Below are 24,850 nucleotides of genomic sequence, written 5' to 3' on the forward strand. Positions count from 1 at the left end.
GTCGCCGCCGCGCTGATGTCGGCTTGCGGAGGAGCCTCGTCCCACAAGTCCTCTTCGGGCGGCGCGAGGCCGTCATGGGTCGAGGGCGAGAGCCCGCGCTGGACTCGCGCGCAGAACGTCCTCGGCGTGGGCAGCGGCGACGACGAGGGTTCGGCCGCCGACCGCGCCCGCGGCGAGATCTCCCGCGTGTTCTCCAGCGCCGTCAGCGTGGACACCACCGTCGACGAGAGCGAGACCACCGTGAACCAGGGCGACCGGACGAACACGTCGTTCTCCCAGTCCGTCGCCCAGAACGTGCGGACCGCGTCGAAGAAGATGCTCGAGGGCGCCGAGGTCGTCGAGCGCTGGAAGGACGCGGCGACGGGGCGCTATTACGCGCTCGCCGTCCTGAACAAGGGCAAGGCCCTGTCCGCCGTCGCCGAGAAGACCTCGGCGCTCGACGCGGACGCCCTGCAGTGGAAGACCCGCCTCGACGCGGCCGAGGACAAGTTCGAGCGCGCCAAGGCCGCCGCCAAGCTCTCCGCCGTGCTCAAGGGGCGCCTCGACCTCGAGAACGACCGCCGCGTGCTCGGCGGCGGCCCCCTGGCGTCGACGGTCGACGTCTCCGCGGCCAAGGCCGCCGCGTCGAAGGCCCTCGCGGCGCTCGACGTCGTCGTCATCGCGTCGGGCGACAACGCCGAGGAGGTCGAGACCGGGATCGTGACCGGCCTCGTCGCCTCGGGGATGATGGCCAAGCGCGGCAACGCCGGCGACAAGGGCGACCTCGTCGTCGAGTCCCGGTCCGCCGCCGAGCCCGTCTCCGGCGGCGACGCCCGCTGGAAATGGTCCCGCGCCACCGCGACCGTCACCCTCAAGGAGGGGCGCGAGGAGAAGACCTTCTCGCGCTTCGACGTCTCCGAGCGCGAGGCCTCCGCCGACGCCGGCGAGGCCCGCCGCCGCGCCGCGGGCGGCCTGGCCCGGAAAGCCGCCGAGAAGACCGCCGCCGCGATCAGCGACTTCTTCGAGAACCTCTAGGATCCGGTGCCAGGCCCGACGATTCGACGGATCATCAGTGTCAGGCATACCGGTATTTGCAGTATTTGGCTGGCGGCGGCCGTCCTGGCGCACGCGCTCTGCGCTTGCTCGCCTCGCGCCAGGCTGAAAGTCCCGCCTCAATCCTTCGACAGCGCGAATCTCGGCATATCCGTCTCGCTGATCGCGCCGATCGGGATCCTCAGGCTTGAGCCGAGCGTCGTCTATTTCGCCAAGGTCGATGATGAGAACGGGCTGTTCCAACCGCGCCTCATCCCCTCCGATCGTTCGAAAGACGGCCACTTCTATGCCTTGAACGTGGTGCCGGGGACCTACGTGGCGGTCGGAGCTCAGATCGTCCAGGATAAAGCCCCCGGGTTCACCATCTATTTCTCCACCGGCATCATGGAACGCACCAAGACGACCGTCGGCGGCCGGGAACTCGCGTTCATGGGCGATTTCTGGGTCTACATGCTCCCGGGGCTCTGGGGCGCCGACGCCGCCCAGCATCATTATGCGGGCCTGATCGCTCCCCCCCGCTTGAAGCCCGGCCTGATCCTGTCTCTGATCCGAGGCACTTACTATCGCGGCATCCTGATGCGGAGCCGGAACGATGGAGCGGCCCGGGACGAGTTCTTCCGATTCGCCAAGGAGGACCTGGATCGGCATGACGCGGCCGTTCCGGGCGTGCGCGTGGCGGACCGATTCTTCTGGACCGGGCCCGAAGGGAATCTGGGGCTCGAGATCAAGGCGCGCTTCCAGTCGCAAGCGATGCTCGAACGGGTGCTGCGCCCCGACATGGTCATCGGCAGCTACAAAGACAAGGATTCTTCGAAGTTCCGGGATTGGCCCTTAAGGGACGTTCTGGTCTCGGTGAACTTGAACGCCGCGGAGACGGCCGCCGTCTGGCGCGTGAGCGGCCCGCGGCCCCTGATCGCCGCATATGCCGAAGGACTGGCCCGCGTGTCGAAGAAATATCCCATCATGCAGGACGTCGACGTTCACGAGGTCAAGTTCAGGGCGACTGCGGAGTAGCTTCGTCGGAAGCCCTCCGAAGGATATCCCCGATGAACTTGACGTACTTGACCTTGGTCGTGGGTTTGGCCACCGTGCCGCCTACGGCTACGTCGATGGGCTTGATGGTTCCGACTTGAGCGGTCACGGTCAGGTCCAGGCCTTCGGTGGGCAGGTCGATCGTACCCACTGCGGAGACCTGGGCGGCGCTCGAGCCGAGTTCAGAGCGTCTCAGGGTCATCATCCCATCCTTGAACAGGTAGTCGCCTGCGATCCTGAGGTCCGATAGTCTGTTGAGGTCCACGCCGAAACTGAGCTTCTGGATGATCAGGATCGGGTAAAGCAGGACCTTCGCAACGGGCGACTGCAGGGCCATGTCCCCGACGGCGCGGAGCTCACCGCCACCGACGTCGATCCTCGCGCTGCCGTTGAGCGTTTTCATGTCGGGGGTCACGCCCCACAGCTCCCAGATAGCCGAGACCTTCTGTACCTGCGCGTTCGGATGTATCAGGAATCCGATCTTCACCTCGCCGCTCGTTCGCAGCGGCCGAGCTGGCTTCGTCACGACCGCCTTGCCCGTCCTCTCCGCCTTGGCGGCCTTCGCCGCCAGGGCGTCCTTCTGCAGTTTCTTCTGGGCCGCCAGGAACTTGCCCAGGTCGAAACGATCGAGCTCCGCCGAAAGCTCGATCTTAGGGATCTTCGTATAGTCCGTGATGGTCATGAACATCGTCAGAGTGCCGCCGTCGACCTTGCCCTGCAGGTTCGGCAAGTTGATCTTGTCCATATCGACCTTGACCCTGCCGCTGAAGTCCGACAGAGGCAGGTCCGCGATCGTGGCGCCGACGTTTCGGAACTGAAGATTGCCGGCGTAAACCGGATTTTCCTTGGTACCCGTGACGGCAACTTGAAAAACGCCGGAGCCCGAGAGCTTCAGATCGCGGGTACGCGGGGTCAGGCGCGTCAACTCCGCAAGGACGAAGCGCTTGGCGACTATGTTGAGATCGAAAGCTCCTCGCCCCGCGGGGTCCGAGATCCCGCCGACCACGGACAACTCGTTGCTCCCGATCTTGACGTCGAATTTTCGCAGACGGATCGTGCGCGGGGTGTAGGACACGTCGGCCTCCCACCGCGATGCGGGGAGCTCGAGGCCAGGCGGGCCTCCCGGGAAGGGAAGGTCCTTGTCGGTGAGCGGGTCGAGCTCGAGGTTCGCCTGGATCTCCAGGTCCGGCAAGGGCTCTCCGGAAAAGGCCTTGGCCACGGTGCCGTCGACCTTGACGGAGCCGCCCTTTCCCTTGATCTCGACCTTGTCGAGAACGAGGTCGTCTCCCCGGACCTTGGCGCCGCCCTCGACGCGCATCCCGGGCGCGGCGTAATCCTTGGGCAAGACCGGCAACGAGACCCACAGTTCCGAGACGTTGAAGGCGGGGAGGTCCACGGCGAAGCGCAGGGCCAGGTCGGGCACGGGCTTGGCCGAGCCGACCTTATGCACCGCGCCGGAGGCCGAGGCCGTGCCCTGCTTGAACTTGGCGGCGAGCGAGGCGAGCGTGAACTCCCCGCCGGCGAGGGCCGCCTCGCCGTCGAGGCGCATCGCGGGGATGAAGGACTTGGGCGGGAGCTTGATGAAGGGGTACTGGCCGGCGCGGATCTCGGGCACGTCGACGCCGAACTTCGCCCGGCCTTCGTAGACGGGAAACTTGCCGCCGAGCCCCTTGACCAGGCCCGAGCCGTCGATCTTGCCGCCGTCCCAGCCGACGCGCAGCGCCTTGATCGTGAGGGCGTTCCCTTCATAGCGGCCTGCCAGAGCGGCCTCGGCCGCCGGGATGGACAAGGCGGGCACGCCGGCCCCCGGCGCCCACTTCGCGATCGAGGTCGTGTCGAGTCCGGGGGTCTTGAGCTTCAGGTCCGCGTCCACGGCGCGCTCGCCGCCGGGGCCGGGGGCCGAGGCGCGCAGCGTCCCTTCCGCCTCGAGCACGGTCTTGCCCGCGGCGGAGAGCGTCGCCTCGAGGGCGGCGTCGGGCGCGTCGAGACCGGCGATCTTCCCCTTCGCCGAGAGCTTGAGCCCCTCCTGTTCGACGCTCAGGCGCTTGAACTCGAGCTTGAACTTGTCGCGCGCGCCGCGGCCCGGATAGACCGTCCCGGAAAAGGCGAGCTCCGCGTCGACGGGGCGCTCTCCCGCCTTGCCCTTGACGCGCGCGGAGGCGTCGAGGTCGAACGGCTCGGAGAGGCTGAGGCCGTCCAGCTTCACGGCCAGCTCCGTCGCCGACCAGGCGGCGCCGGTCGTCTTGTCCAGGTACAGCGCCTCGCCGCGGGACACCCTCAGGCGGCGGACGTTGAACTCCGGGGCCGGGCCCCCGGGGGACTTCGGCGCGGACGCCGGGGCGGGGCCCGAGGAGGCGAGCGTGTCGTAGTTGAAGGAGCCGTCGGCGCCGCGCACCACGCTGACCTTGAGGCCGTCGGCCGAGGCCGAGGCGACGACGAGCTCCCGGCGCAGGAGGGCCTTCCAGCTCGGGCGCAGGCTGAAGGTCTCGACGCTGAGGAAGGTCCCGGCGGCGAAATCGGGGCGCTCCGAGACCTCCAGGCCCTGCAGGTGCAGGCCGGTCAGCCCCGCGTCGATGCGCTTGAGGCGCACCTCGCGGCCGAGCTGCTTGCCGGCCTTGCCCACGGCATAGGCGCGGGCCTTGGGCTCGGGGAAGAACGCCTTGAGCGCGACGAGGGCCGCCCCCGCGCCGAGCGCGGCGAGGAGGACGAGGGAGCCGGTGATCTTCAGCCACAGCCGGGCGCGTGCCATGGGCCGATTCTAACATTCTGCCGCGCCTTGACAAGGGGGTCCTCCCGGGCCATAATCGGTTCATGCGCCACCTCCTCGTCGCCGCCGTGCTGTCGGCCGCCGCCCTCCCCTCCGCCGCGGCCGAATCCTCCTCCTTTTCAGCGCTGTTCAAGCGCGTCTCGAGCTACCTGGGCGCCCCCGCGGTGCGCAACGCGCGGCGCCACGCCGCCGTCGCCGCCGTGCGCGGCGGCATCCCCACGGACCAGGGCGAGGACCTCGACCTGCTCCTCCTCGACCGCGCGCTCGCCCTGCGCGCCGCGCTCAAGCGCCCGGACGCCTCGGCCGCCGACGAGAAGGCCCTGCGCCCGGTCTACGCGGCGCTGGCCGCGTCCCAGTTCACGCAAGCCCTCTCCATCGTCGGCGCGCCCGAGGCGCGCGGCGAGGCCGCCGCCGCCCTCGAGGCCTGGGCCAAGGAGCCGCGCAAGCCCGCCCCGTCCCCGGCCGTCCTGGCGCTCCTCTCCGGCCCCGCCGCGCGCATCGACGACAAGGAGCTCGTGAAGGCCGGCTGGGGCGCCTACGCCCGCCTCCTGGCCGCCTCCCCCGCCCCCGCCCGCGCCGCCGCCCCCGGCTGGACCGCCGGCGCGGACGCCGCCAAGCTCGACGAGACTCTCAAGGGCCTCTCCGACTCCTGGCTTCAGAAGAAGCTCACCCCGGAGGCGGAGGCCAAGGCGCATCTCCTCGCGGGCTACGTCTACGCCGCCCTGGCCAAGGCCGACCTCAAAGGCCGGGCCCCCGCCGCCGCCGCGCCCGCGGTCGCGGCCGCTCCGGTCGACGACGACGGCCCCGCGCCCGTCGAACCCGCCGTCCCGTTCGAGCCCAAGGCCATCTATCAGAAGGCCGCGAAGTCCGTCGTCCTCATCCTCTGCTCCGCCTCCGGCGGCACGGGAGAGCTCGGCACGGGCTCCCTCGTCGACGCCGGACGACGGCGCGTCCTCACCAACGCCCACGTCGTCGTCTCGGACTCCACGCGCAGGCCCTGGGCGCGCGTGCGCGTCTACTTCAAGCCCGCCAAGCTCACCGGCGACGCCCAGCGCGACCTCGTCGAGCCGATCGACGGGAAAGTCGTGGCCTGGGACTCGGCCCTCGACCTCGCCCTCGTCGAGTTGGACCGCCTCCCTCCCGGCGTCGAGGCGCTCGCCCTCGGCCATCCCGACACGGTCTCGGTCGGCGACCGCGTCGCCGCCATCGGCCATCCCGAGCAGGGCGGCCTGTGGACCCTCACCACGGGCGTGATCAGCACCGTCCTCGCCGACCTCGGCGGCGTGAAGGGCAAGAACGCCTTCCAGACCGACACGAGCATCAACCGCGGCAACTCCGGCGGCCCCCTTCTCGACGCCTCGGGCCGGCTCGTCGGCGTGAACACCTCGATGTCGCGCAAGGCCGCCGACGGGCTGGCGATCACCTCGGTCAACTTCTCGGTGCAGGCCTCCGTCGCCCGGCGCTGGATGGCGGCCCAGGGCGAGAAGCTCGCCTACGGCGGCGCCGCGCCGATCGTCGCGGCCGCCGCCGCCATGGCCGCCGTGCCCGAGCCCGTGCGCGCGCCCATGCCCCCCGCCTCCATGCTCGTCCCCGCCGCGCCCGCCGTCTCCGCCCGGCGCGGCCCCGCGGCCGACTCCGTGCCGCGCACCTACCAGGTCGCGACTCCGGCCAAGCCGCGGCTGATGATCACCGAGAGCAAGCCCTTCTCTCCCGAGGAGCTCATCGAGGCCGAGATCTCCAAGATGGAGGAGATGGGCGACGAGATGCGCGACGAGATCCGCCGAAGGACCAAACGATGAAAGCGATCCTGCTGACGCTCGCCGCCCTTCTCGCCCTTCCCGCCGCGGCCCAGCCGCGCAAGAACGTGCTCGAGACCTTGGGCGAGGCCCTGGAGGCCGACACGGGCTACGAGCCCGCCGAGCGCGCGGCTTTGCTGTCCGCCATCAAGGACCGCTTCGCCGACTACGGCGTCCAGGTCGTCAACCCTCAGCGGGCCAAGGCGATCCCCGTGGTGCTCCACATCCTCACCGAGGGCTCCTTCGACCAGGCTCCCCCGGACCGCGTCGCCGACGTCGCCTTCTCCGCCTACCAGGCCATGTCGCGCGGCGCCGACCCCGAGGTCGTCGAGGGCGTCGCCCTGTACGGCTACCGCAAGAAGATCTCCGCCGACACCCTCTCCACCTGGGCCAACGGCTACAAGCACATGACCGACGGCAAGGTCCCCGGCGACGTCGCCGCCGACCTCGTGCGCCTCTCCATGGAGAAGAACCTCCCCGACTCCGAGTTCACCACCCTGAAGTGGTCCCTCGTCGACGGCGTCAAGAACGGCTTCGATCCCAAGGACTACGCGAGCTACCTCTTCGGCACCTTGCTCGAGGGCAAGAAGGGGCCGGGCCGCATCAGCGCGGACGCCAAGGCCCTGTTCCTGAAGGCGCGCCGGATGAAGACCAAGCCCGTCATCCCCGACTACAAGGGCGTGTTCACCAAGGTCCTGCCTCCCCCGCCCGTGTACGTCCCCCCGGCGGTGAAGACCGTGATCGAGGAGACCGTCGAGAAGCCCGTGGAGAAAGCCGTCGAGGAGAGCCCGATCGCCAAGGAAGCCCAGCGCAAGACCACCGACGCCCTCGGCCGCCTCGGCCTCGGCATCCCGCCGATGCCGCGCGTGACGAAGCCCAAGCCCTCGCCGCCGCCCGCCCCGAAGCCCGCGCCCCGCGTCGAGGAGACCCCCGCCGTGGTCGGCGCCTCCTCCCCCGAGATCAAGAAGCTGTGGCCCGGCCTCGACGCCTCCGCCCGCTCCTACCTCGGCACGCCCTACGTCTGGGGCGGCACCACGCACCAGGGCATCGACTGCTCCGCGCTCACGCAGAACACCTTCGGCGAGAACCGCGTCAAGATCCCCCGCGTCAGCCGCGACCAGTGGAAGACCGGCTCCAGGACCGAGACCTTGCGCGAGGGCGACCTCATCTTCTTCAACACCATGGGCGCCGGCGTCTCCCACGTGGCCATGGTCGTGGACCCGAAGGCCAAGACTTTCATCCACGCCTCCTCGTCCAAAGGCGTGATGGTCGCCGACCTCGACAATAAGTGGTTCGGCCGGCGCTACCTAGGCGCGCGCCGCGTCGTCCCTTAGCGCGTATCTCAGGCAGGGCCACGCCGCGACGGTCCCCGCGGTCCCGACCAAAGACAGCAGCGCCATCGCCGCGTAGGCGCCGTGGGACGCGGCCAGGGACTCGTACAGGGCTCCGCCGACGGTGTTCGACGACGCCGCCGCGATGTTGAACACCGCCATGTAGGCGGCGAACACGGTCGCCTCCGCCCCGTCGGGACAGGTCTTCGCCGCGAGGTCCATCCACGCCAGCCGGAACACGACCCCGGTCAGGCCGAACAAGAGCGTCAGGATCACGATGGACAGCGGCCCGCGGTAGAACAAGTACAAGAGCGACAGCGGCGCGCCGAGCCAGATCGACGCCCGCGCGACCTTGTCCGTCCCGCCGGCGGTCAGGCGCCCGAACAGCGCCGCCCCCGCCATGCCCGCCAAACCGCCCGCGGTGGACAGTCCTCCGATGAAGAGCGGCGAAAGACGCAGCGCCTCGCTCTGGTAATAGAACTGGGCGGTGCCCAGGAACGGGCAGAAGCTCCACAGGAATATGCCCAGCGCGACGGCCCAGGCCTTCGGGTCGCGGAACATGCCGGACAAGCCGCCCCAGCCCCGCGCCGCGGTCTCCTTCACGTCGCCGACGCCGGCCTCGTCGATCCAGCGCGCCGACAGCGCGGTCAGCATGGGAAAGCAGGCGGTCAGCACGAACACCCAGCGGTACGGCGCGTGCTGGGACAGCCATCCTCCGCCGAACCCGGTCACGATGAGCGTCCCATAAAGCGTCCCGATGGACACCGCCTGGTACAGCCCGGTCTTGCCCCGCTCCTTGCCGCGCTCCACCATCACGCCGTCGCACACCACATCCGACAGCGCGAAGCCGACGTTGACCAGGATCAGCAGGGCCAGCGCGGAGACGTAGCTCGGCGCCTTCGATCCGGCCAGCAGCAGCCAGCCCAGCGAGGTGAGCAAGGACACCGCCACGAGGTGCGGCGCCCTTCGCTTGCCCGCCCACGGCAGAAAGTCCGTCAGCACGCCGAACAGGGGCTTGATCGTGAGCGGCAAGGTCATCCAGGCCACGAACATCGCGGCCTGCGCCGGTCCGAGGCCGAGAGCGTCCTTCAGGTAATACGACACCGGCTCATAGGCGAGCCCGCCCATGCCCTGGGCGAAATAGTTGACGGCGAAGAACAGGTAGATCCTGTCGCGTTTCACGCGTCTCGCTCAGCCGCAGGACGACGAGGACTGGTCTTCCTTCCCGGGGAACCAGGGCATCACGATCACGTCGACGCCCATGTCCTTGACGGCCTTCTCGGTCTCGGGGTCGGGCAGCTTCTGGTCGTAGCCGAGCACGAGGATGTCGGGATTCTCCCTTCGCATCGTCTCGGCGAAGCTTTCGGGATCCCCGATGACGACCTTGTCCGCGATGCCCAGGGCCTCGACCCACTTCTTGCGGGTCTTGGCGGGCACGGCGTTGGATTTCCGATTGTGAGCGTCGTTGGAGAGCACGACGACGAGGACGTCGCCGAGGACGCGGGCGGAGCGCAGCAGGCGCACATGCGCGGCGTGGACGCGGTTGAAGCAGCCCGCGGCGAAGACGGTGACGGGCTTGTTCAGGGCTTCTTGACCGTCTCGTCTTTCTTGGCGGCATCGTCGTCTTCGATGCCTTCCTTCAGGCCCTTCTTGAACATGTTCATGGCGCGGCCGCACTGCTTCGCGAACTCCGGGATCTTGCTGGGTCCGAAGAGGATCAGCGCGACGACGGCGATGATGACGATTTCCGTGGTTCCGAGACCGCCCATAAGAAGCTCCTCCGAATACGGCGACATTTTACCATTTTTCCGGTTGGGGTGGCTTTCCGGGATATTCCGCTGCATGCGAGTTCGACGGACGAAGCGCCGTAGACGGCAAAAGCATAAAGTTTGAACGGCAACTGTTTCCGGAAACAGTTGATTTGCTCCCATCGATGGGAGTAAAGAAGGTTTCTCACGCAGCATCAAATGGTGTCGAAAACGACACGCGAACTATTCCCGGGACGAGTGATTATCAGCCGTCGATTCCGGGACCTCTGGCCGGACTGAGAGCGGTTTAGTAGAATCAGCGCGTGAAACGCCTACTCCTCGCCGCCTCCCTTTTCGCCGCCGCCTGCAACCAGCCCGCTCCCACCGGCCCCGCCGCCGGCAAGGCGTACTTCGTCCAGGCCGGCTGCGCGTCCTGCCATAAGGTCGGCGACCTCGGCTCCGCCGTGGGTCCGGACCTGACCATGGTCGGCATGCGCCACAACCCCGAGTGGCTCGATCTTTTCATCAAGGACCCCCAGGCCTGGAAGAAGGATACCCTCATGCCCAACCGGCGCATGTCCGACGACGCCCGCAAGGCCGTCGTGGCGTACATGGCCATGCTCAAGGGCCAGGACTGGGGCAAGGGCGCCCGCCCCTGGGACGCGCCCTCCCTTATTAAGGACCCGGTCGCCCGCGGGCGCGTGATCTACAACCGCGCCGGCTGCGTCGGCTGCCACGGCATCGACGGCGCGGGCGGCTATCCCAACAACAACGTCAAGGGCGGCCTCATCCCCCCGCTCAAGAAGGCGTCCGAGGGCTTCAGCAAGGCGGAGCTGACGGCCAAGATCAAGAAAGGCGTGCCCCAGTCGCAGAAGGCCGACGAGAATGGCCCCGCGCCGCTGATCCGGATGCCCGCCTGGGGTGAGGCGCTCGACGACAAGGAGATCGAGGCCGTCGCGGATTACCTGCTGAGCCTGTCCGGCAAGGAAAAAGCCGACTTCTAGTCGTCGCCGTTCGGTGACCCGGCCGATATGGCCCCGCGCCGAGGCGGGCGCTAGAATGCCGGCATGCCGGGAGCGCTCCCCGTCGCCGTCCTCTTGTCGCTGCTCGCCGCGAACGCCGCGGCGAGCGCGCCCCTCGACGTTTTCCCCGAGTCGGAGAAGGTGTTCCGTCAGCTGACGGCCGACCCGAGGCGCATCCAGCTCGGGGCCGCGTACTACCGGCTCGACGGCAAGGACAGGGCCGACGCGGCGCTCGGTCATAGCTGGGGGATGACCCGCTGGCGGACGGAGGACGACGCCTGGTCCTGGCAGTGGAACGTCGAGGCGATGGCGTACTCGAGGTTCACCTTGAGCGGCTCGCTCAACGCGTTCGAGACCGTGGATTTCGTCGGCAACCTGCCGGTGGCGGCGAGGCACGGCGGCTTCTCGGCCCGCGCGATGCTGTTCCACGAGAGCTCCCATCTCGGAGACGACTACATACGGAGGACGGGAGACCAGGGGTTCCGGTATTCCATCGACGGCGCGCGGCTCACCTTCTCGGCGGAGCCGCTGGCCTGGCTGAGGGTCTACTGCGGCGCGACGTATCTGCTGCACACCGTCCCCGATCCCGCGCGGCGCGTCGCGCAGGCCGGCGTCGAGCTGACCTCGCGGGCGTTCGGCCTGAGGCTCATGAAGGCGTTCGCCGCCCAGGACGTCCAGTTCCGGGAGAACGCCTCCTATCGCGGGAACTGGCGGACGGTGGCCGGGATCATCGTCGGCATCGACGGGGCGCCGCGCTCGATGCGGGCGTTCGTCGGGAGGTTCGACGGCTATTCCCCCTTCGGCCAGCTGTACCGCCGGCGCGAGCGCTACACGGACGTCGGCCTCAGCTTCCACTTCTAGAAGTAGGCGTGCAGGCCGAGGCCGACCTCCTCGACGGCATCGCCGTAGAACTGGCCGTTGGGGTCGTGGCCGCGGTAGTACTGGACGAGGAGCTGGAGGCAGCGCGTGCGCAGGAGGAGGTTCTGCATCTGCACGCCCGCGCGCAGGGAGACGTTGGTGTTGGGCCAGCCGTGGTTCTGGATCTTCGAGAGGTCCGCGGCGGCCACCGGGCGGAGGATGTTCCGGGCGAAGAGCGGTCCCAGCCACTCCCCGCCGAGCTGGAAGAAGAGCGGCTTGACCTCGGGCGGGTACTTGCGGATCATGGAGCCGGCGCCGCCGTAGGCGCGCAGGCCGCGCTCGAAGTCGTAGGAGAGCTTGGCGTCGAGGGCCTCGTAGCTGAGGTTCACGCGCGGGACCCGCGTGTTGGCGAGGACGAACTCGTCGCCTAAGTGCGTGCTGACGTGGAACAGCCGGAACATGCCCGACCAGGAGCCCCTCCGCCAGGAGTAGGGGAGGCCGACGATGAAGTCGGTGTTGATGAGCTCCTGGGACTCGGTCTGCACGTCCCAGATGGTGAAGACGGCGGCGTGCATGCCGAACTGCCAGCGCTCGTCGTCGCGGCTGCCGACGAACGGGAGCGATTCGCCGAAGTTCGCGGCCCAGAGGACCTTCGAGCCGGGACGCCGGGAGTAGCTCTGCATCGCGCCGGAGAAGGCGGGCCAGCGCGGGTCGGCGAGCAGGGGCTGGAAGACGAGGGTCCTCGGGAACGCCTCGACGGCGCGCGCGGGGGCGGCGCAGACGAGCATCGCCAGCGTGAGGAGGAGCCGGAGCATCCACGCAGAGGATATCAGGAGGAGGCGAGCGGCGGCGTTGCGGCGAGGGGCCGGTTTTGTCGCTTTCTCATGAGCGAGGGCCGATCGCCGGTGATTTTTGTCGTTGTTAAATTTTGTAGCGCCAAAATGGACATTTTGTTGCATGTCTTTGCGCCTTTTCTTCGGGTTTGATAGAATCCAGCGTCGCTGATTTTTTCCTCAGAGAGGATCGAATGGGAAAATACGGTTGGTCGCTGCCTGTCGCCGCATCGAGCTATGCCGGAAAGATCGACTTCGGCATCTGGCTGATCCACGCGGCGATGCTCGGCATCTTCGTGCTGTGGGGCACCTTCTTCGTCTATCTCCTCGTGAAGTTCCGCGCGCGGCCCGGGCATAACGCGGTGCGCGAGGACCATGACGACACCCCCGCGCGCATCTCGGTGCCCGACTCGATCTCCAAGTTCCCCTTCGCGCAGATGCTGTACAAGAACAAGGGCGAGCTGAAGTCGCTGATCCCCGACATGGTCATCATGACGTTCGAGGTCGCGCTGATCGTGTTCTACGCCATCCCGGTCTGGAGCAGCATCAAGGCGAGCGTGCCCGAGGTCAAGGACCCGATCCGGGTCGAGATCGTCTCCGAGCAGTTCGGCTGGAACATCCACTACGCGGGCCCCGACGGCAAGCTCGGGCCGCGCAAGATGGAGCTCACGCACTTCAGCAACCCGATCGGGCTGGACGTGGCGCACGCCGACTCGGCCGACGACGTGGTCATGGGCAACGAGATGCGCCTGCCCGTCGACCGGACCGTCGTCATCGACCTCCTGTCGAAGGACGTCATCCACAGCTTCTTCATCCCCGAGTTCCGCCTCAAGCAGGACGCGGTGCCGGGCCTCAACATCCCGATGTGGGTCACGCCGACGAAGACCGGCAAGTTCGAGATCACCTGCGCCCAGCTGTGCGGCTTCGCCCACAGCCTGATGCGCGGCGACGTGCACGTGCAGACCCAGGAGGAGTTCGACGCCTGGTACAAGAGCCGCCTCGCGACGATCCCCGCGTCGGCCCAGCCCACCAATCCCGCGGAGGAGTTCTAACATGGCTCACGACGAACACGCCCACGGCGGCCACGAGCTTTCCTTCATGGAGCGGTACGTCTTCTCCGTGGACCATAAGGTCATCGGCCTGCAGTACCTGATCACCTCGTTCATCTTCCTGCTCGTCGGCTTCGCGCTGATGGGCCTGATGCGCTGGCAGCTCGCGTTCCCGGGCACTCCGATCCCTTTCTTCGGGGGACTCTTTCCGAGCGACCTTGCTCCAAATGGCGTGATGAGCGGAGAGTTCTACAACTCGCTCGGCGCGATGCACGGCACCATCATGGTGTTCCTCGGCGTGGTGCCGCTGGCGGTGGGCGCCTACGGGAACTACGTATTGCCCCTGCAGATCGGCGCGCCCGACATGGCCTTCCCGCGCATGAACATGATGTCGTACTGGACCTACCTCCCGGGCGGCATCCTGATGCTGGCGTCGTTCCTGATGCCCGGCGGCGCGGCGCAGTCCGGCTGGACCTCGTACCCCCCCCTGTCCATCATCAACCCCGGACAGACGGTGTGGCTGCTGTCGATGGTCATCCTGATCACGTCGTCCTTGCTCGGCGCAATCAACTTCCTGGTCACGACGATCAACATGCGCGCGCCGGGCATGAGCCTGTGGCGCCTGCCGGTGTTCGTGTGGGCGCAGTTCGTCACCTCGGTCCTGCTCCTGCTCGCCTTCCCCCCGCTGGAGGCGGCCTCGGTGCTCCAGTTGATGGACCGGGTGTTCCACACGAGCTTCTACCTGCCCAAGGACCTCGTCATCCTGGGACAGGCGTACGCGGGCTCCGGCGGCGGCCAGCCGCTGCTGTGGCAGCACCTGTTCTGGTTCCTGGCGCACCCCGAGGTCTACGTCCTCGTGCTGCCGCCGATGGGCATCGTCGCCGAGATCATCGCCAACAACACGCGCAAGCCGCTGCACGGCTACAAGACGATGGTGTTCTCGATGATCGCCATCGGCTTGATGAGCTTCATGGTCTGGGCGCACCACATGTTCATCTCCGGCATGAGCGCGTCGCTGAGCAACTTCTTCCTGGTCACGACGATGATCATCTCGGTGCCGTCGGTGGCGCTGATGACCTGCCTCGTGTTCAGCCTGAAGGGCGGCTCGATCCGCTTCAACGTGCCGATGCTCTTCGCGCTGGCCTTCATCCCGCTGTTCGCCATCGGCGGCCTGACCGGGCTGCCGCTGGGCCTGACGGTGACCGACATCTACCTGCACGACACTTATTACGTGATCGGCCATTTCCACTTCGTCGTCGTCTCCGGCTCGATCATCGCGCTGATGGGCGGGACCTACTACTGGTTCCCGAAGTGGTACGGCCGCAAGATGAACGACACGCTCGGCCGGATCCACTTCTGGGGCACGACGACCACGATGGTCGGCATCTTCCTGCCGATGCTGTTCATGGGCCTCGGCGGCGCGTCGCGACGCCTGTACGACCCGACGGCGCAGCTGCACAACCTGCCGGTGCAGGGCTGGAACGTCGTGGCGACGTACTCGGCCTACCTCCTGGCCCTGTTCCAGATCCCGTTCATCTACAACTTCTTCAACAGCATGTGGAACGGGGAGAAGACGCCGGAGAACCCGTGGCAGGCCACGACGCTCGAGTGGGCCTGCCCGTCCCCTCCCCCGCACGGCAACTTCGAGAAGACGCCCACCGTGTACCGCGGGCCGTACGAGTACTCCGTCCCCGGCCGCAAGACCGACTTCTGGATGCAGACGGACAAGAACTAATAACATGAGCCAAACCTTCAACCCCGCCGCGATCATGAACAACCCGGACACGCACAGCGGCGTCACGAACGCGAAGCTCGGCGTGTGGCTGTTCCTCGCCTCCGAGATCATGCTGTTCGCGACGCTGTTCACGAGCTACATCGTCCTGCGCATGGCCTCGACCTCCTGGCCCTGGGGCTGGGACGTCCTGAACGTGCCGCTGGCGACCTTGAACACGGTGATCCTCATCAGCTCGTCGGTGACCATCGTGATGGCCTACGCGAAGGCGTACGACAAGGACAAGGCCGGCTTCCAGAAGTGGATGGCGGCGACGATCCTGCTCTCGCTCGGCTTCCTCGTGGTCAAGGCCTTCGAGTACGGCGCGGAGTTCAAGCTCGGCATCGGGCCGCACACGAGCGTGTTCTACGCGATCTACTTCACGATGACCGGCCTGCACGGGATCCACATCCTGGGCGGGATCGCGGTCAACGCGGGCCTGCTGTACATGAGCTCCGTCGACGAGCACTGGGCGAACCCGCTGTTCCTCGGCCGCGTCGAAGGCGCCGGCCTGTACTGGCACTTCGTCGACATCGTCTGGATCTTCCTGTTCCCGGCGCTCTACCTCCTCTAGGAGACGATCATGTCCAAGAACAACGACGCGCAGCACGACGAGCACCGGCCGAACGTCGGCCTCTACGTCAAGGTCTTCCTCGCCCTCATGGTCCTGACCTTGATCACGGTCGCCATCTCCAAGGTCCACCTCCCCCGCCCGCAGGCGGTCGCCCTCGGCCTCTTCGTCGCCGCGATCAAGGCGTCCCTCGTCGGGGCGCTGTTCATGCATCTGTGGGGCGAGAACAAGCTCATCCACCGGGCCCTGTGGCTCACCATCGGCGGCGCCCTGATCCTGGTCCTGCCGATGCTCGACTTCGTCATGATCTCGAGCCGGATCACGAGCCCGGCCGACGTCGCCGCCCAGCACCCCGGCGGCCACGGCTCCGAGCACCCGGAGTCCGTCACCGAGTCGGTCGAGCTCGAGGCTCCCGCCGCCCCGAAGAAGGGCCGCTGACATGTCCCTCAAGAACTTCCACCGCTTCTTCGTCGTCCTGTGCCTGGCCCTGTTCGCCTTCACCGGCTACTGGGCCTCGGGCGGGAACCCGACCGGGCTTAAGACGCCGTGGCTGCTGTACTCGAGCCTCGCCGGCGCGGCCGCCTCGATCGGCTACTTCGTCTGGCACGTCCGCTCGGTGAGGCTGCCCGCGTGAGGCCGCTCGCCCTCGGCCTCGCCCTCCTTCCGGCGCTGATCCCCGGCGCCGCGTCGGCGTGCGCGGTGTGCTTCGGGGGCGCGAAGGCGAACAAGGGCCTGATCGACGGCTTCTGGTGGGGCATCATCGTGCTCCTGACGGTCACGATGAGCATGCTCGGCGGCATCGGCTGGCTCCTCTATAAGGTCGAGAAGGACCGCCCCGCCGACGAGACCGGCGGATGAACACGATGGCCGCCCGCCCTCCGCGCCCCAGCCTCCGCCGCCCCGCCGGCGACGCGCCGTTCACCGCCTGTGCCAAGGCCACGGCGACGGCGGCCTTCTTCCTGCTGTTCGCGGGCGGGATGGTGACCTCGACGGGCTCGGGCCTCGCGGTCCCGGACTGGCCTCTCTCCTTCGGCGGGATGAACCCGCCCATGATCGGCGGCATCTTCTACGAGCACGGCCACCGCCTGTTCGCCGGGACCGTCGCCGTGATGACCTTCGTCCTCCTGGTCCTCTCGCGCCGCCCCGGCGTGCCGTCCGGCGCCCGCACGGCGGCCCGGCTCGCCTCGGTCGGGATCGTCCTCCAGGCCTTGCTCGGCGGCCTGACCGTCCTGCTCAAGCTCCCTCCCGCCGTCTCCATGTCCCACGCCTGCCTCGGCCAAGGCGTGTTCTGCGTCCTGCTGGCCGCCGTGGCCCTTTCCGGGCCGGAGACCGCGTTCGGGCCCGGCTGGTCGCGCGTGTTCCGCTTCTCGGTCCTCGGCTTCGGCGCGGCCTACCTCCAGCTCGCTCTCGGCGCGCTCGTCAAGCACACCGGGCAGGGGCTGGGCTGGCACATCCTGTGGGCCTGCTCCGTGGTCGTCCTGGCGGCCCTGGCCTGCTTCACGGCCTTCCGCTCTCGCGCCGCCGTCCTGAAGCGCCCGGCTCTGCTCCTGGCCTTCGCCGTCCCCTTCCAGCTCGCCTTGGGCCTGTTCGCCCTGCTCGTGCGCGTGGACTCGACCATCGTCCTCGGCTTCCGCGAGGCCGCGCTGTGGCGCACCGCGCACCTCTCGGGCGGCGCGCTCACCTTGGCCGCCTTCCTCCTGCTCGCGCTCAAGTCCCGCCGCACCGCGGAGGCCTCGTGAAGTCCTACGTCCAGCTCGCCAAGCCGCGCATCGCCTTGATGGTGGCGCTGACCGTCTGGCTCGGCTGGGCGCTGGCCGGCGGGGCGGCGACGGCCTCCTTGTTCCTCGTCATGCTCGGGGCCTCCCTCGCCGCGGCCGCCTGCGGGGCCCTCAATCAGCGCCTGGAGATCGTCGAGGACGGCCTCATGAGCCGGACGAAGAACCGCCCCCTGCCGACGGGACGGATCGCGCCCCGGGCCGCCCTGGCCTTCGGCCTCGTCCTCGGCGCGGCCGGCACGGCGATCGTCTGGGCCGCGGGCGGGGCGACGGCCGCGCTCCTCACCTTCGCGACCATCGTGCTCTACGTGCTCGTCTACACGCCTCTGAAGAAGGTCACGCCTCAGACGACCTGGATCGGCGCGGCCGCCGGGGCCACCTCGCCGCTGATCGGCTGGGTCGCCGCCGGCGGCCCCCTCGACGCGCGCGCCGTCACCTTGTTCGCGATCCAGTTCCTGTGGCAGATCCCCCATTTCTTGGCGCTGTTCTGGATCTACCGCGAGGACTACGCGCGCGCCGGCTTCAAGGTGATGCCCGTCGTTCACCCCGGCGGCGGGACGACCGCCATCCAGATCGCCATCCACTCCTTCACCTTGCTGCCGGCGACCATCGCCCCCGCCTTGGTCGGCCTGGCCCGCCCCGGCTACGCCATCGGCGCGTTCGCCGTGTCCGGCTCGTTCCTGCTGCTCGGCCTGCGCGCCAGCTGGACGATGACCGTCGCCGACAACCGCCGCCTGTTCCTGGCCTCGCTCGCTTTTCTTCCGCTCATCTTCGGCATGATACTCTTCGGAGGCGTTTGACATGAACCGTTGGATCCTACCCGCCCTGCTCCTCGCCGTGGCCGCCTGCTCGCCTCAGCCTCAGGAGTCCGACCCGATCGCCCGCGGACAACGCGACTTCAACGGCCTCGGCTGCGTGAAGTGCCACATGATCGGGGACAAGGGCCACGCCTGGGGCCCCGACCTGACGAACCTCGGCTTCCGCAAGTCCTCGGCCTGGATCGACCAATGGCTCAAGGACCCGCACGCCTGGAACCCGAAGACGGTCATGCCCAACTTCAACCTCAAGGACTCCACCCGCGCCGACCTCGTCGCCTACCTGTCCGCGCAGAAGAGCCAGGCCTGGAAGGTCAAGCCCTGGGAGACCGAGGCGGCGAAGGCCATGCCGGCCCATGAGCGCGGCAAGGTCATCTTCAACGCGGTCGGCTGCGTCTCCTGCCACGCCAAGGACGGCTACGGCGGCTACCCGAACAACAACGTCGCCGGCGGCCTCGTGAACTCCCTGACCAAGGTCACCGAGGGCTTCAGCAAGGCCGAGCTGCACGAGAAGATCAAGGGCGGCGCGGTGCCGATCCCCAACGACTCCAAGCTCCCCCCGCCCATGCTGCAGATGCCGAAGTGGGGCGAGCAGCTCAGCGCCAAGGAGATCGACGACGTCGTCGAGTACCTCTTCTCCCTCAAGCCCGCGGGCTCCGCGGCGCCGTCCAAGGACGACTTTTAACGACGGCGCCGGCGCGAGTCGCGACTGTTTCCGGAAACGGCTACTGTCGCGTCAACCGCTTGCGCAGCGCGTCGGCGTAGGCGTTGGGGCCCGGCGCGCGCAGCGCGGGCGTGTCCTGGCGCGCGAACACCTTGCGCGCGCGCTCGACGCGGCCCGCGGCGAGCTCGGCCTCGATGACGGCCCATTGGTCGGGCGGCCAGTCCTCGAGGCCCCCGGCGGCCCGCCGGACCCGGCCGTCGCGCACGAGGCGCGTCCAGACGAAGTCGAGCGTGCGCCGCGCGTGGGACTTCTGCGCGGGCGTCGCCTGCCGCGACAGGAGCACCGCGCGGGCCATGTCGGCGTTGGGGCCCGAGAAGATCCGGCGGTCCACGGCGGGCAGGCCCGAGGCGCGCCGGCCGGCGTCGTCCTTGGCGAAATAGGACGAGCCTTCCTCGATCCGCCCGTCGGCGAGGACGACCTCGCCGCTCACGGAGGCGGCGTAGCCGCCCCCGGGCAAGGTCATGAAGGCCTCGACGAAGGCCAGGGCCGACTTCGCCCGCGCGGCGTCGGTCGACAGCACGACCAGGGCCTGGTCGGCCAAGGTCTTGGCGTGTTCGCCCGGGGCATGATGGGCGCCGCCCCACACGGCGTCGTCCGGGCCCGGCGCGGGCTCCGGACGGCGGCGCACCGCCTCGAGCCGCCGCCGCGCGTCGGCCGCGAAGCCGTCCGCCTTGGCCGGCTCGTCCTTGACGGTGCGCAGGATCAGCTCCGCCCAGGGCAGCAGCAGCTTCGGCGTGAGACGGGCCGCCCCGGCGAGGACGCGCCCGTCGGGGTGGACCAGCGCCGTCGTCGGCCAGGCCCCGACGCCGTACAGGTACGCCAGGTCGGGGCGCTCGTCGGCGTCGGCCCGGACGGCGACGAGATTGGCCGCGATCCACTCGGCGGTCTTCCGGTCGGCGTAGGTCGTCTCCTCCATCAGCCGCGCCTCGCGGGACCAGGACGGGGAGAGATGCAGCAGCACGAGCTTGCCCTGCGCCCTGGCCAGCGACAGCGCCCCCGGGTGGAATTCGCCGAAGGCCACCAGTGACCTGGCCGGCGTCCGGTACGCCGCGGAGGCGCGGCGGCCCCAGCCGCCCGTCATCCACGACGGGAACACGCCCGGGCTGATGGCGATGAGCCCGGCGGCCAAGGCGCAGAGCGACATGATGGCGCCGAGGATCATCATGACGAGAGCATGAGTCCGTTTGGATTTGAGCTTTTGTTCTTCCGTTCGCTCGTCGGCCATGATCTAGCTCAAGCGCTCGCGCAATTCGGAGGGATCTTCGATCGGCAATCCGCACGCCCGGCCGACGCACAGATAGGCTCGCGCGCGGGGAGCGTCGGCCATCTCAGCGACGATCGGGATCACTTCCGCCAACGCCGCCCGGTCGGCCCGCGCGAAGGCGGCGAAAACGAGTCCGGGTCTCAGTCTCTCCCGCGCGACTCCGGCAAGCTCCTCTCCCCCCGGGAGATCCACGCCGGCGATCACAAGGGTCGCCGTCTTCCCGAGCGCCCTGTCCCAAGCGGCCAAAAGGAAGGGCATCGCGAGCGGCCGCGTGGATAAGGAAGGCCCGAATCGCTCTAAGGTATCGTTTGCGAAGCGGCTAAATCGTTCGTCGCCCGTCAGGTCGTAAAGCCGCAAGCAAACGTCGGCCATCACCGAGCTGGGCGCCGGTTCCACTCCGTCGTGGTTCTCGATGGAGCGCGTGAAAAGTTCGCCGCCGTCATTTTGGCCCGTCTGAAAGAGCCCCCCGCCGTCCGCCGCGAAGCGGCGAATGGTTTCCATCGCGAGGTCGTTCGCCCAAGCGAGATGCCCAGGCTTGAACGAGGCCTCATACAGCGCCAGCATCCCGTACGCCATGTTCGCGTAATCGTCAGCCATGCCGTTGACCGCTTTCTCCCCGTCGCGCCATCGTCGCCACAAGGCCTTCCCGTCAGGCGACGATAATTCGCGGCGGACGAAGTCCGCGGCGCCTTCAGCGAGTTCCAGATACTTCCCGTTTCCGGTCGCGCCGTAGGCGCGCGCCAGCCCCGCTATCGCGAGCCCGTTCCACGAGGCGAGCACCTTGTCGTCCAGCGAAGGCCGCGGCCGTTTCGCCCGTTCCTCGAACAGCTTCTCCCGCGCCTTCGCCGCCGCGTCCACGCTCATCGCCCCCGGGTCCTTCTCGTACAGCGCGCACTTCCCCTCGAACTCCCCGTGCGGATCCGCCAGCGCGTTCGAGCCCTCCACCACGCCGTACCTCGCGCAGAACGCCTCCGCGTCTTTCCCGAGGACGCCCTCGATCTCGCCCTTGCGCCAGAGATAGAACGCCCCCTCCGCCTTATGCCCGCCCGGCTCGTCGTACGGCAGGCTGTCCGCGTCCTCCGCCGAGTAGAACCCCCCGCCCGGCGCCCGCAGGTCCCGCTCGAGATACGCCGCCGTCCGCTCCAAGGCTCTCAGCAGCTCGTCGTCGTGCGAAACGTTGACGGCATCCGCGAGGTTCTCCAGCAGCTGCGCGTTGTCGTACAGCATCTTCTCGAAATGCGGGATCCGCCAGGCGTGGTCCGTCGAGTACCTCGCGTACCCGCCCCCGAGCTGGTCGAAGATCCCCCCGCGAGTCATCGCCCGCAGGGTCTCTACCGCCATGGTCCTCGCGTCCGGGTCCCCGGTCCGCGCGAACCTCCTCAGCAGGAACCGGATGTTCGCCGGCATCGGGAACTTGGGCGCCTCGCCGAAGCCGGCGTTCTCGGCGTCGAAGGACGCGCGCAGATTCTTCTCCGCCGTCTCGAGGGCCGCGGCCTCCGGGCGCCCCCGCGCCTCGTCCGCGGCCGAGGCGTACGCCGTCACCGTGCGCGCGAGGCTCTCCGCGTCGTTCTCGATGTCGGAGCGCCGTTCGCGCCAGAGCTGGGCCAGCCGTTCGAGGAGGCCCGTCCAGGACGGGCGCCCGTAGCGGGAGTCCGGCGGAAAGTAGGTGCCCCCGTAGAAGGGCTTCAGGTCGGGGGTCAGGAACGCGTTGAGCGGCCAGCCTCCCTGGCCGGTCATCGCCTGAACGGCCGTCATGTAGACCTTGTCGACGTCGGGCCGCTCCTCGCGGTCGAGCTTGACGCACACGAAATGCTCGTTCATGACGGCGGCCGTCGCGGGCACCGAGAAGCTCTCGTGCTCCATCACATGGCACCAGTGGCAGGTCGAGTAGCCGATGGAGAGCAGGATCGGCTTGTCCTCGGCCTTGGCCCGGGCGAAGGCCTCCGGGCCCCAGGGATACCAGTCCACCGGGTTATCCTTGTGCTGGAGCAGATACGGGCTCTTCTCGGAGGCGAGGCGGTTGGGCATCAGCGGCCGCCGAGGAAGGCGCCGGCCCGGAACAGGGCCAGCCCCGCCGCGACGCTGGCGACGAGGTAGCCCGCGCCGCGCAGCGGGGCGGCGCGCAGCAGCGAGTCGAGCTCGAGGATCAAGGACGAGAAGGTCGTGTAGCCGCCGCAGAAGCCCGTCATCAGCAGCATGCGGCCGTGGGGCCCGCCGAAGCCCCGCTTCGCGGCGGCGGCGTCGAAGAAGCCGATGAGCAGGCAGCCGCTCAGGTTGACCGCGAAGGTCCCCCACGGCAGCCAGCCCCCGAGGAAAGCCAGCGCCGAGACGGAAACGGCCCAGCGCGCCGCCACGCCCACGGTCCCGCCCGCGATCAGCGCCAGCAGAGTCTCGATCATGGAGGCATTCTACCATCCTCGACGGGCGAATGGTATAATTCCCCATGGCCGTCGACAAGCGATTCGTCCTCACCGGCGCGAAAAGAGTCCTCGACTCGCGCCCCATGTACGCCCAGGTCGTCGTCACCGACGACTGCAACCTGACGTGCTCCTACTGCGACGAGTACACCCCGGGCGCGCCCATCATCCCGCTCGAGACGATGAAGGCCCGCATCGACAAGCTCGACGAGTTGGGCGTCCTCGTCTACGATTTCCTGGGCGGAGAGACGATGATGCACCCGCAGATCGCGGAGCTGGTCGCCCACGTGAAGTCCAAGCGCGGCGGCTCCAACCTCGCCACGATCATCACCAACGGTTTTCTCCTCACGAAGAAGAACATCCTCGACCTGAACGAGGCCGGCCTCGATTTCATGCAGGTCTCGGTCGATACCCTCCACCCCACCGACTGGTCCGACAAGTCGTTGAAGTCCGTTCTGCCGAAATTAAAGCTCTTGGCCGAAACGGCGAAGTTCCAAGTCGAGATCCAATCCGTTCTCAACGAGGAGAACCTCAACAACTACGACGAGTTCCGCGCCACCCTGAAGGAGCTCCCCTTCGCCTTCGGCTTCTCGATCATGCACGGCAAGGGCGGCCAGATCGCCATCAAGGGCGAGAAGTACCTCCAGCTCCTCGACAAGTACGGCGTCTTCGAGGGCGTCAATTTCTACGGCGAGCACCTCAAGGAGATGCTCAACGGGGACTTCTCCCGCCCGTGGAAGTGCCTCGGCGGCTTCAAGTTCCTCTACGTGACCGCGGCCGGCTCGATCCAGTGGTGCGCCCAGCAGCGCGGCGTCTCCCTCGACCTGATGACGACCACGCCCGAGCGCCTGCGGACGAACGACGTGCACAAGCCCTGCGAGGCCGGCTGCTCCCTGGGCTGCGTGCGCATGGTGTCCCACACGCTCGGCGAGCCGCTGAAGACCTTCGGCGCGAGCGTCAAGCTCGCCATCGGCATGAGCAAGCCGAAGGCGAAGGCCTGCGCGCCCGACAAGACGCCCGCCGCGGCCTGACGCCGGCGCGGAGCATCCTCGAGGATGCTCCGAAGGCCGCCGCAAAAAAAGGTGTGGCGAATCCCGAGGCGACCTGTTAGACTAGTTCTCCCATGATCCTGGCTCTCGCCGCCGTCATGATGTCCGCGTCCGCCCTCGCGGCGCCGGGCTTCGTCCCCCGTGCCGGCTACGGCGCCCCCGCCTCGCGCGCCGAGGAGTTCCCGCCGAACGCCAAGCTCCTCGGCGAGGCGGAGGATCCGCTCGAGGCGCTGACCGCCGAGGACGGCGACCTGCGCGACGCCCTGATCTCCCCGCCCTCTCCGGCCTGGCTGATGGCAGGCCTGCGCGCCTCCAATCCGGCCGACCGCCTCGCCGCGGTCCATTCCGCGGCCGTGCCCCGCCACGTCGCCGCGGTCCCCCCGCTGTCCGCCGTGATGCTCCGCCTCGACGAGAAGCCCGAGATCCGCGCCGCCGCGGCCACCGCGCTGGGCCGCATCGGCGACGCGGTCTCCGCCCCCGCCCTCGGCGAGGCGCTCAACGATCCCGTGCCCGACGTCCGCTACGCCGCCGCCCTGGCGCTCGGCCGCGTCCCCGCCGACGGGGCCGCCACGCGCCTGACCCGAGCGCTGCGCACCGACGCCTCCTGGTGGGTCCGCTACGCCGCCGTCCTGGCCCTCGGCCGCACCAAGAAAGGCTTCGTCGTCGGCGCGCTGGAGGACGCGCTCCGCCTCGAGCCGAAATGGCAGGTCCGCATGCTCGCCGTGCGCTCCCTCCAGGACGTCGGAAGCCCCCGCGCCGCCGAGGCGATCGCCCAGGCCCTGCGCGACCCGGACAGCGGCGTGCGCACCGCCGCCGCCCTCGCCCTGGGCCGCATCGGCGACGACTCCCACCTCCATTCCCTGAGCGCCGCCCTCAAAGCCGAGACCGACCTCTCCGCGCGCTCCGCCCAGTCCTCCGCCTTCCGCCGCATCCTCTCGAAGCCTTAAAAAGGTGACAGGCATTCCGGTATTTTCACTTTGCTCCAGGCCTACGCCT

At 68.6% G+C, this 24,850-nt stretch carries 25 protein-coding genes; 17 read left to right on the plus strand and 8 right to left on the minus strand.

All coding sequences use genetic code 11. The annotated features are described in order from the left end of the window. Both HYV14_18090 and HYV14_18095 read left to right on the plus strand, forming a co-directional pair. Positions 1-1,014: LPP20 family lipoprotein (locus tag HYV14_18090; GenBank protein ID MBI2387901.1), on the plus strand; the 1,014-nt coding region annotated here is incomplete at its 5' end. A 6-nt stretch (positions 1,015-1,020) separates the two neighbouring features. Beyond that, entirely contained in the window at positions 1,021-2,046 is a 1,026-nt protein-coding gene (locus HYV14_18095; GenBank protein MBI2387902.1) for a hypothetical protein, read from the plus strand. Here the strand turns inward: HYV14_18095 and HYV14_18100 are convergent. Then, entirely contained in the window at positions 2,027-4,813 is a 2,787-nt protein-coding gene (locus HYV14_18100; protein MBI2387903.1) for a hypothetical protein, read from the minus strand. The two genes, HYV14_18095 and HYV14_18100, sit on opposite strands and share 20 nt — an antisense overlap. Positions 4,814-4,875: 62 nt before the next feature. Between HYV14_18100 and HYV14_18105 the strand changes: the two genes are divergently transcribed. Both HYV14_18105 and HYV14_18110 read left to right on the plus strand, forming a co-directional pair. Then, on the plus strand, positions 4,876-6,630 hold the full coding sequence (locus tag HYV14_18105) for a trypsin-like peptidase domain-containing protein (protein ID MBI2387904.1): 1,755 nt from the start codon (positions 4,876-4,878) through the stop codon (positions 6,628-6,630). Next, positions 6,627-7,961 (plus strand): C40 family peptidase, encoded by a 1,335-nt coding sequence (locus tag HYV14_18110; GenBank protein MBI2387905.1) that lies wholly within the window; start codon positions 6,627-6,629, stop codon positions 7,959-7,961. Before HYV14_18105 ends, HYV14_18110 begins: the two co-directional genes overlap by 4 nt. Here HYV14_18110 and HYV14_18115 read toward each other — a convergent pair. The 3 genes from HYV14_18115 to tatA are packed head-to-tail and all read right to left on the minus strand — an operon-like array spanning position 7,935 to position 9,727. Then, positions 7,935-9,140 carry an MFS transporter gene (locus HYV14_18115; GenBank protein MBI2387906.1) on the minus strand — a complete coding sequence of 402 codons (1,206 nt, stop codon included), beginning with the start codon at positions 9,138-9,140 and terminating at the stop codon, positions 7,935-7,937. The two genes, HYV14_18110 and HYV14_18115, sit on opposite strands and share 27 nt — an antisense overlap. Positions 9,141-9,149: 9 nt before the next feature. Beyond that, entirely contained in the window at positions 9,150-9,482 is a 333-nt protein-coding gene (locus HYV14_18120) for a hypothetical protein (protein ID MBI2387907.1), read from the minus strand. A 56-nt stretch (positions 9,483-9,538) separates the two neighbouring features. Beyond that, complete coding sequence (gene tatA / locus HYV14_18125; GenBank protein MBI2387908.1) at positions 9,539-9,727, minus strand: twin-arginine translocase TatA/TatE family subunit; 189 nt, start codon at positions 9,725-9,727, stop codon at positions 9,539-9,541. Positions 9,728-10,029: 302 nt separating this feature from the next. Between tatA and HYV14_18130 the strand changes: the two genes are divergently transcribed. Further along, positions 10,030-10,710 (plus strand): cytochrome c, encoded by a 681-nt coding sequence (locus tag HYV14_18130; GenBank protein MBI2387909.1) that lies wholly within the window; start codon positions 10,030-10,032, stop codon positions 10,708-10,710. Positions 10,711-10,773: 63 nt separating this feature from the next. After that, positions 10,774-11,589: a DUF1207 domain-containing protein gene (locus HYV14_18135; GenBank protein ID MBI2387910.1), complete on the plus strand. Its 816-nt coding sequence runs from the start codon at positions 10,774-10,776 to the stop codon at positions 11,587-11,589. On the opposite strand, the gene HYV14_18140 is transcribed toward HYV14_18135, so the two are convergent. After that, positions 11,586-12,401: a DUF1207 domain-containing protein gene (locus tag HYV14_18140; protein MBI2387911.1), complete on the minus strand. Its 816-nt coding sequence runs from the start codon at positions 12,399-12,401 to the stop codon at positions 11,586-11,588. The genes HYV14_18135 and HYV14_18140 overlap by 4 nt on opposite strands. 212 nt (positions 12,402-12,613) lie before the next feature. On the opposite strand from HYV14_18140, the gene HYV14_18145 reads away from it, so the two are divergent. Genes HYV14_18145 through HYV14_18185 form a run of 9 tightly spaced genes read left to right on the plus strand, consistent with a single transcriptional unit; the run spans position 12,614 to position 19,085 of the window. Then, the gene (locus tag HYV14_18145; GenBank protein MBI2387912.1) at positions 12,614-13,471 is read left to right on the plus strand and encodes a hypothetical protein; all 858 of its coding nucleotides are present in this window, start codon (positions 12,614-12,616) and stop codon (positions 13,469-13,471) included. A 1-nt stretch (position 13,472) separates the two neighbouring features. Further along, positions 13,473-15,203 (plus strand): cbb3-type cytochrome c oxidase subunit I, encoded by a 1,731-nt coding sequence (locus tag HYV14_18150; protein ID MBI2387913.1) that lies wholly within the window; start codon positions 13,473-13,475, stop codon positions 15,201-15,203. 34 nt (positions 15,204-15,237) lie between these two features. Next, the gene (locus HYV14_18155) at positions 15,238-15,813 is read left to right on the plus strand and encodes a heme-copper oxidase subunit III (GenBank protein ID MBI2387914.1); all 576 of its coding nucleotides are present in this window, start codon (positions 15,238-15,240) and stop codon (positions 15,811-15,813) included. A 9-nt stretch (positions 15,814-15,822) separates the two neighbouring features. Further along, complete coding sequence (locus tag HYV14_18160) at positions 15,823-16,248, plus strand: cytochrome C oxidase subunit IV family protein (GenBank protein MBI2387915.1); 426 nt, start codon at positions 15,823-15,825, stop codon at positions 16,246-16,248. A gap of 1 nt (position 16,249) precedes the next feature. Continuing rightward, positions 16,250-16,444, plus strand: a complete 195-nt coding sequence (locus tag HYV14_18165; protein MBI2387916.1) for a hypothetical protein — start codon at positions 16,250-16,252, stop codon at positions 16,442-16,444. Then, positions 16,441-16,668: a hypothetical protein gene (locus tag HYV14_18170; protein MBI2387917.1), complete on the plus strand. Its 228-nt coding sequence runs from the start codon at positions 16,441-16,443 to the stop codon at positions 16,666-16,668. The genes HYV14_18165 and HYV14_18170 overlap by 4 nt, the downstream gene beginning before the upstream one ends. Next, entirely contained in the window at positions 16,665-17,549 is an 885-nt protein-coding gene (locus HYV14_18175; GenBank protein MBI2387918.1) for a COX15/CtaA family protein, read from the plus strand. The genes HYV14_18170 and HYV14_18175 overlap by 4 nt, the downstream gene beginning before the upstream one ends. Then, entirely contained in the window at positions 17,546-18,385 is an 840-nt protein-coding gene (gene cyoE / locus HYV14_18180) for a protoheme IX farnesyltransferase (protein MBI2387919.1), read from the plus strand. The genes HYV14_18175 and cyoE overlap by 4 nt, the downstream gene beginning before the upstream one ends. 1 nt (position 18,386) lies before the next feature. Then, complete coding sequence (locus HYV14_18185) at positions 18,387-19,085, plus strand: cytochrome c (GenBank protein ID MBI2387920.1); 699 nt, start codon at positions 18,387-18,389, stop codon at positions 19,083-19,085. Positions 19,086-19,125: 40 nt separating this feature from the next. On the opposite strand, the gene HYV14_18190 is transcribed toward HYV14_18185, so the two are convergent. The 3 genes from HYV14_18190 to HYV14_18200 all read right to left on the minus strand — a co-directional run bounded on the left by HYV14_18190 (position 19,126) and on the right by HYV14_18200 (position 22,787). Further along, positions 19,126-20,289 (minus strand): DUF255 domain-containing protein, encoded by a 1,164-nt coding sequence (locus HYV14_18190; GenBank protein MBI2387921.1) that lies wholly within the window; start codon positions 20,287-20,289, stop codon positions 19,126-19,128. Between the two features lie 63 nt (positions 20,290-20,352). Further along, positions 20,353-22,416 (minus strand): thioredoxin domain-containing protein, encoded by a 2,064-nt coding sequence (locus HYV14_18195; protein ID MBI2387922.1) that lies wholly within the window; start codon positions 22,414-22,416, stop codon positions 20,353-20,355. Then, positions 22,416-22,787, minus strand: coding sequence for a CrcB family protein (locus HYV14_18200; GenBank protein MBI2387923.1), 372 nt, complete (start codon positions 22,785-22,787; stop codon positions 22,416-22,418). Before HYV14_18200 ends, HYV14_18195 begins: the two co-directional genes overlap by 1 nt. 44 nt (positions 22,788-22,831) lie before the next feature. On the opposite strand from HYV14_18200, the gene HYV14_18205 reads away from it, so the two are divergent. Next, complete coding sequence (locus HYV14_18205; protein ID MBI2387924.1) at positions 22,832-23,836, plus strand: radical SAM protein; 1,005 nt, start codon at positions 22,832-22,834, stop codon at positions 23,834-23,836. A 92-nt stretch (positions 23,837-23,928) separates the two neighbouring features. Then, entirely contained in the window at positions 23,929-24,801 is an 873-nt protein-coding gene (locus HYV14_18210) for a HEAT repeat domain-containing protein (protein MBI2387925.1), read from the plus strand. Positions 24,802-24,850: the final 49 nt, after the last annotated feature.

Source organism: Elusimicrobiota bacterium, from assembly GCA_016182905.1.
GTDB lineage: Bacteria > Elusimicrobiota > Elusimicrobia > UBA1565 > UBA9628 > GWA2-66-18.

Coding starts and splice junctions, on each gene's coding strand:
- HYV14_18100 (MBI2387903.1), bottom strand. CDS start 4,813: ATGGCACGCGCCCGGCTGTGGCTGAAGATCACCGGCTCCCTCGTCCTC.
- HYV14_18105 (MBI2387904.1), top strand. CDS start 4,876: ATGCGCCACCTCCTCGTCGCCGCCGTGCTGTCGGCCGCCGCCCTCCCC.
- HYV14_18155 (MBI2387914.1), top strand. CDS start 15,238: ATGAACAACCCGGACACGCACAGCGGCGTCACGAACGCGAAGCTCGGC.
- HYV14_18140 (MBI2387911.1), bottom strand. CDS start 12,401: ATGCTCCGGCTCCTCCTCACGCTGGCGATGCTCGTCTGCGCCGCCCCC.
- HYV14_18150 (MBI2387913.1), top strand. CDS start 13,473: ATGGCTCACGACGAACACGCCCACGGCGGCCACGAGCTTTCCTTCATG.
- HYV14_18185 (MBI2387920.1), top strand. CDS start 18,387: ATGAACCGTTGGATCCTACCCGCCCTGCTCCTCGCCGTGGCCGCCTGC.
- tatA (MBI2387908.1), bottom strand. CDS start 9,727: ATGGGCGGTCTCGGAACCACGGAAATCGTCATCATCGCCGTCGTCGCG.
- HYV14_18175 (MBI2387918.1), top strand. CDS start 16,665: ATGAACACGATGGCCGCCCGCCCTCCGCGCCCCAGCCTCCGCCGCCCC.
- HYV14_18200 (MBI2387923.1), bottom strand. CDS start 22,787: ATGATCGAGACTCTGCTGGCGCTGATCGCGGGCGGGACCGTGGGCGTG.
- HYV14_18190 (MBI2387921.1), bottom strand. CDS start 20,289: ATGATGATCCTCGGCGCCATCATGTCGCTCTGCGCCTTGGCCGCCGGG.
- HYV14_18135 (MBI2387910.1), top strand. CDS start 10,774: ATGCCGGGAGCGCTCCCCGTCGCCGTCCTCTTGTCGCTGCTCGCCGCG.
- HYV14_18160 (MBI2387915.1), top strand. CDS start 15,823: ATGTCCAAGAACAACGACGCGCAGCACGACGAGCACCGGCCGAACGTC.
- HYV14_18195 (MBI2387922.1), bottom strand. CDS start 22,416: ATGCCCAACCGCCTCGCCTCCGAGAAGAGCCCGTATCTGCTCCAGCAC.
- HYV14_18145 (MBI2387912.1), top strand. CDS start 12,614: ATGGGAAAATACGGTTGGTCGCTGCCTGTCGCCGCATCGAGCTATGCC.
- HYV14_18205 (MBI2387924.1), top strand. CDS start 22,832: ATGGCCGTCGACAAGCGATTCGTCCTCACCGGCGCGAAAAGAGTCCTC.
- HYV14_18165 (MBI2387916.1), top strand. CDS start 16,250: ATGTCCCTCAAGAACTTCCACCGCTTCTTCGTCGTCCTGTGCCTGGCC.
- HYV14_18110 (MBI2387905.1), top strand. CDS start 6,627: ATGAAAGCGATCCTGCTGACGCTCGCCGCCCTTCTCGCCCTTCCCGCC.
- HYV14_18210 (MBI2387925.1), top strand. CDS start 23,929: ATGATCCTGGCTCTCGCCGCCGTCATGATGTCCGCGTCCGCCCTCGCG.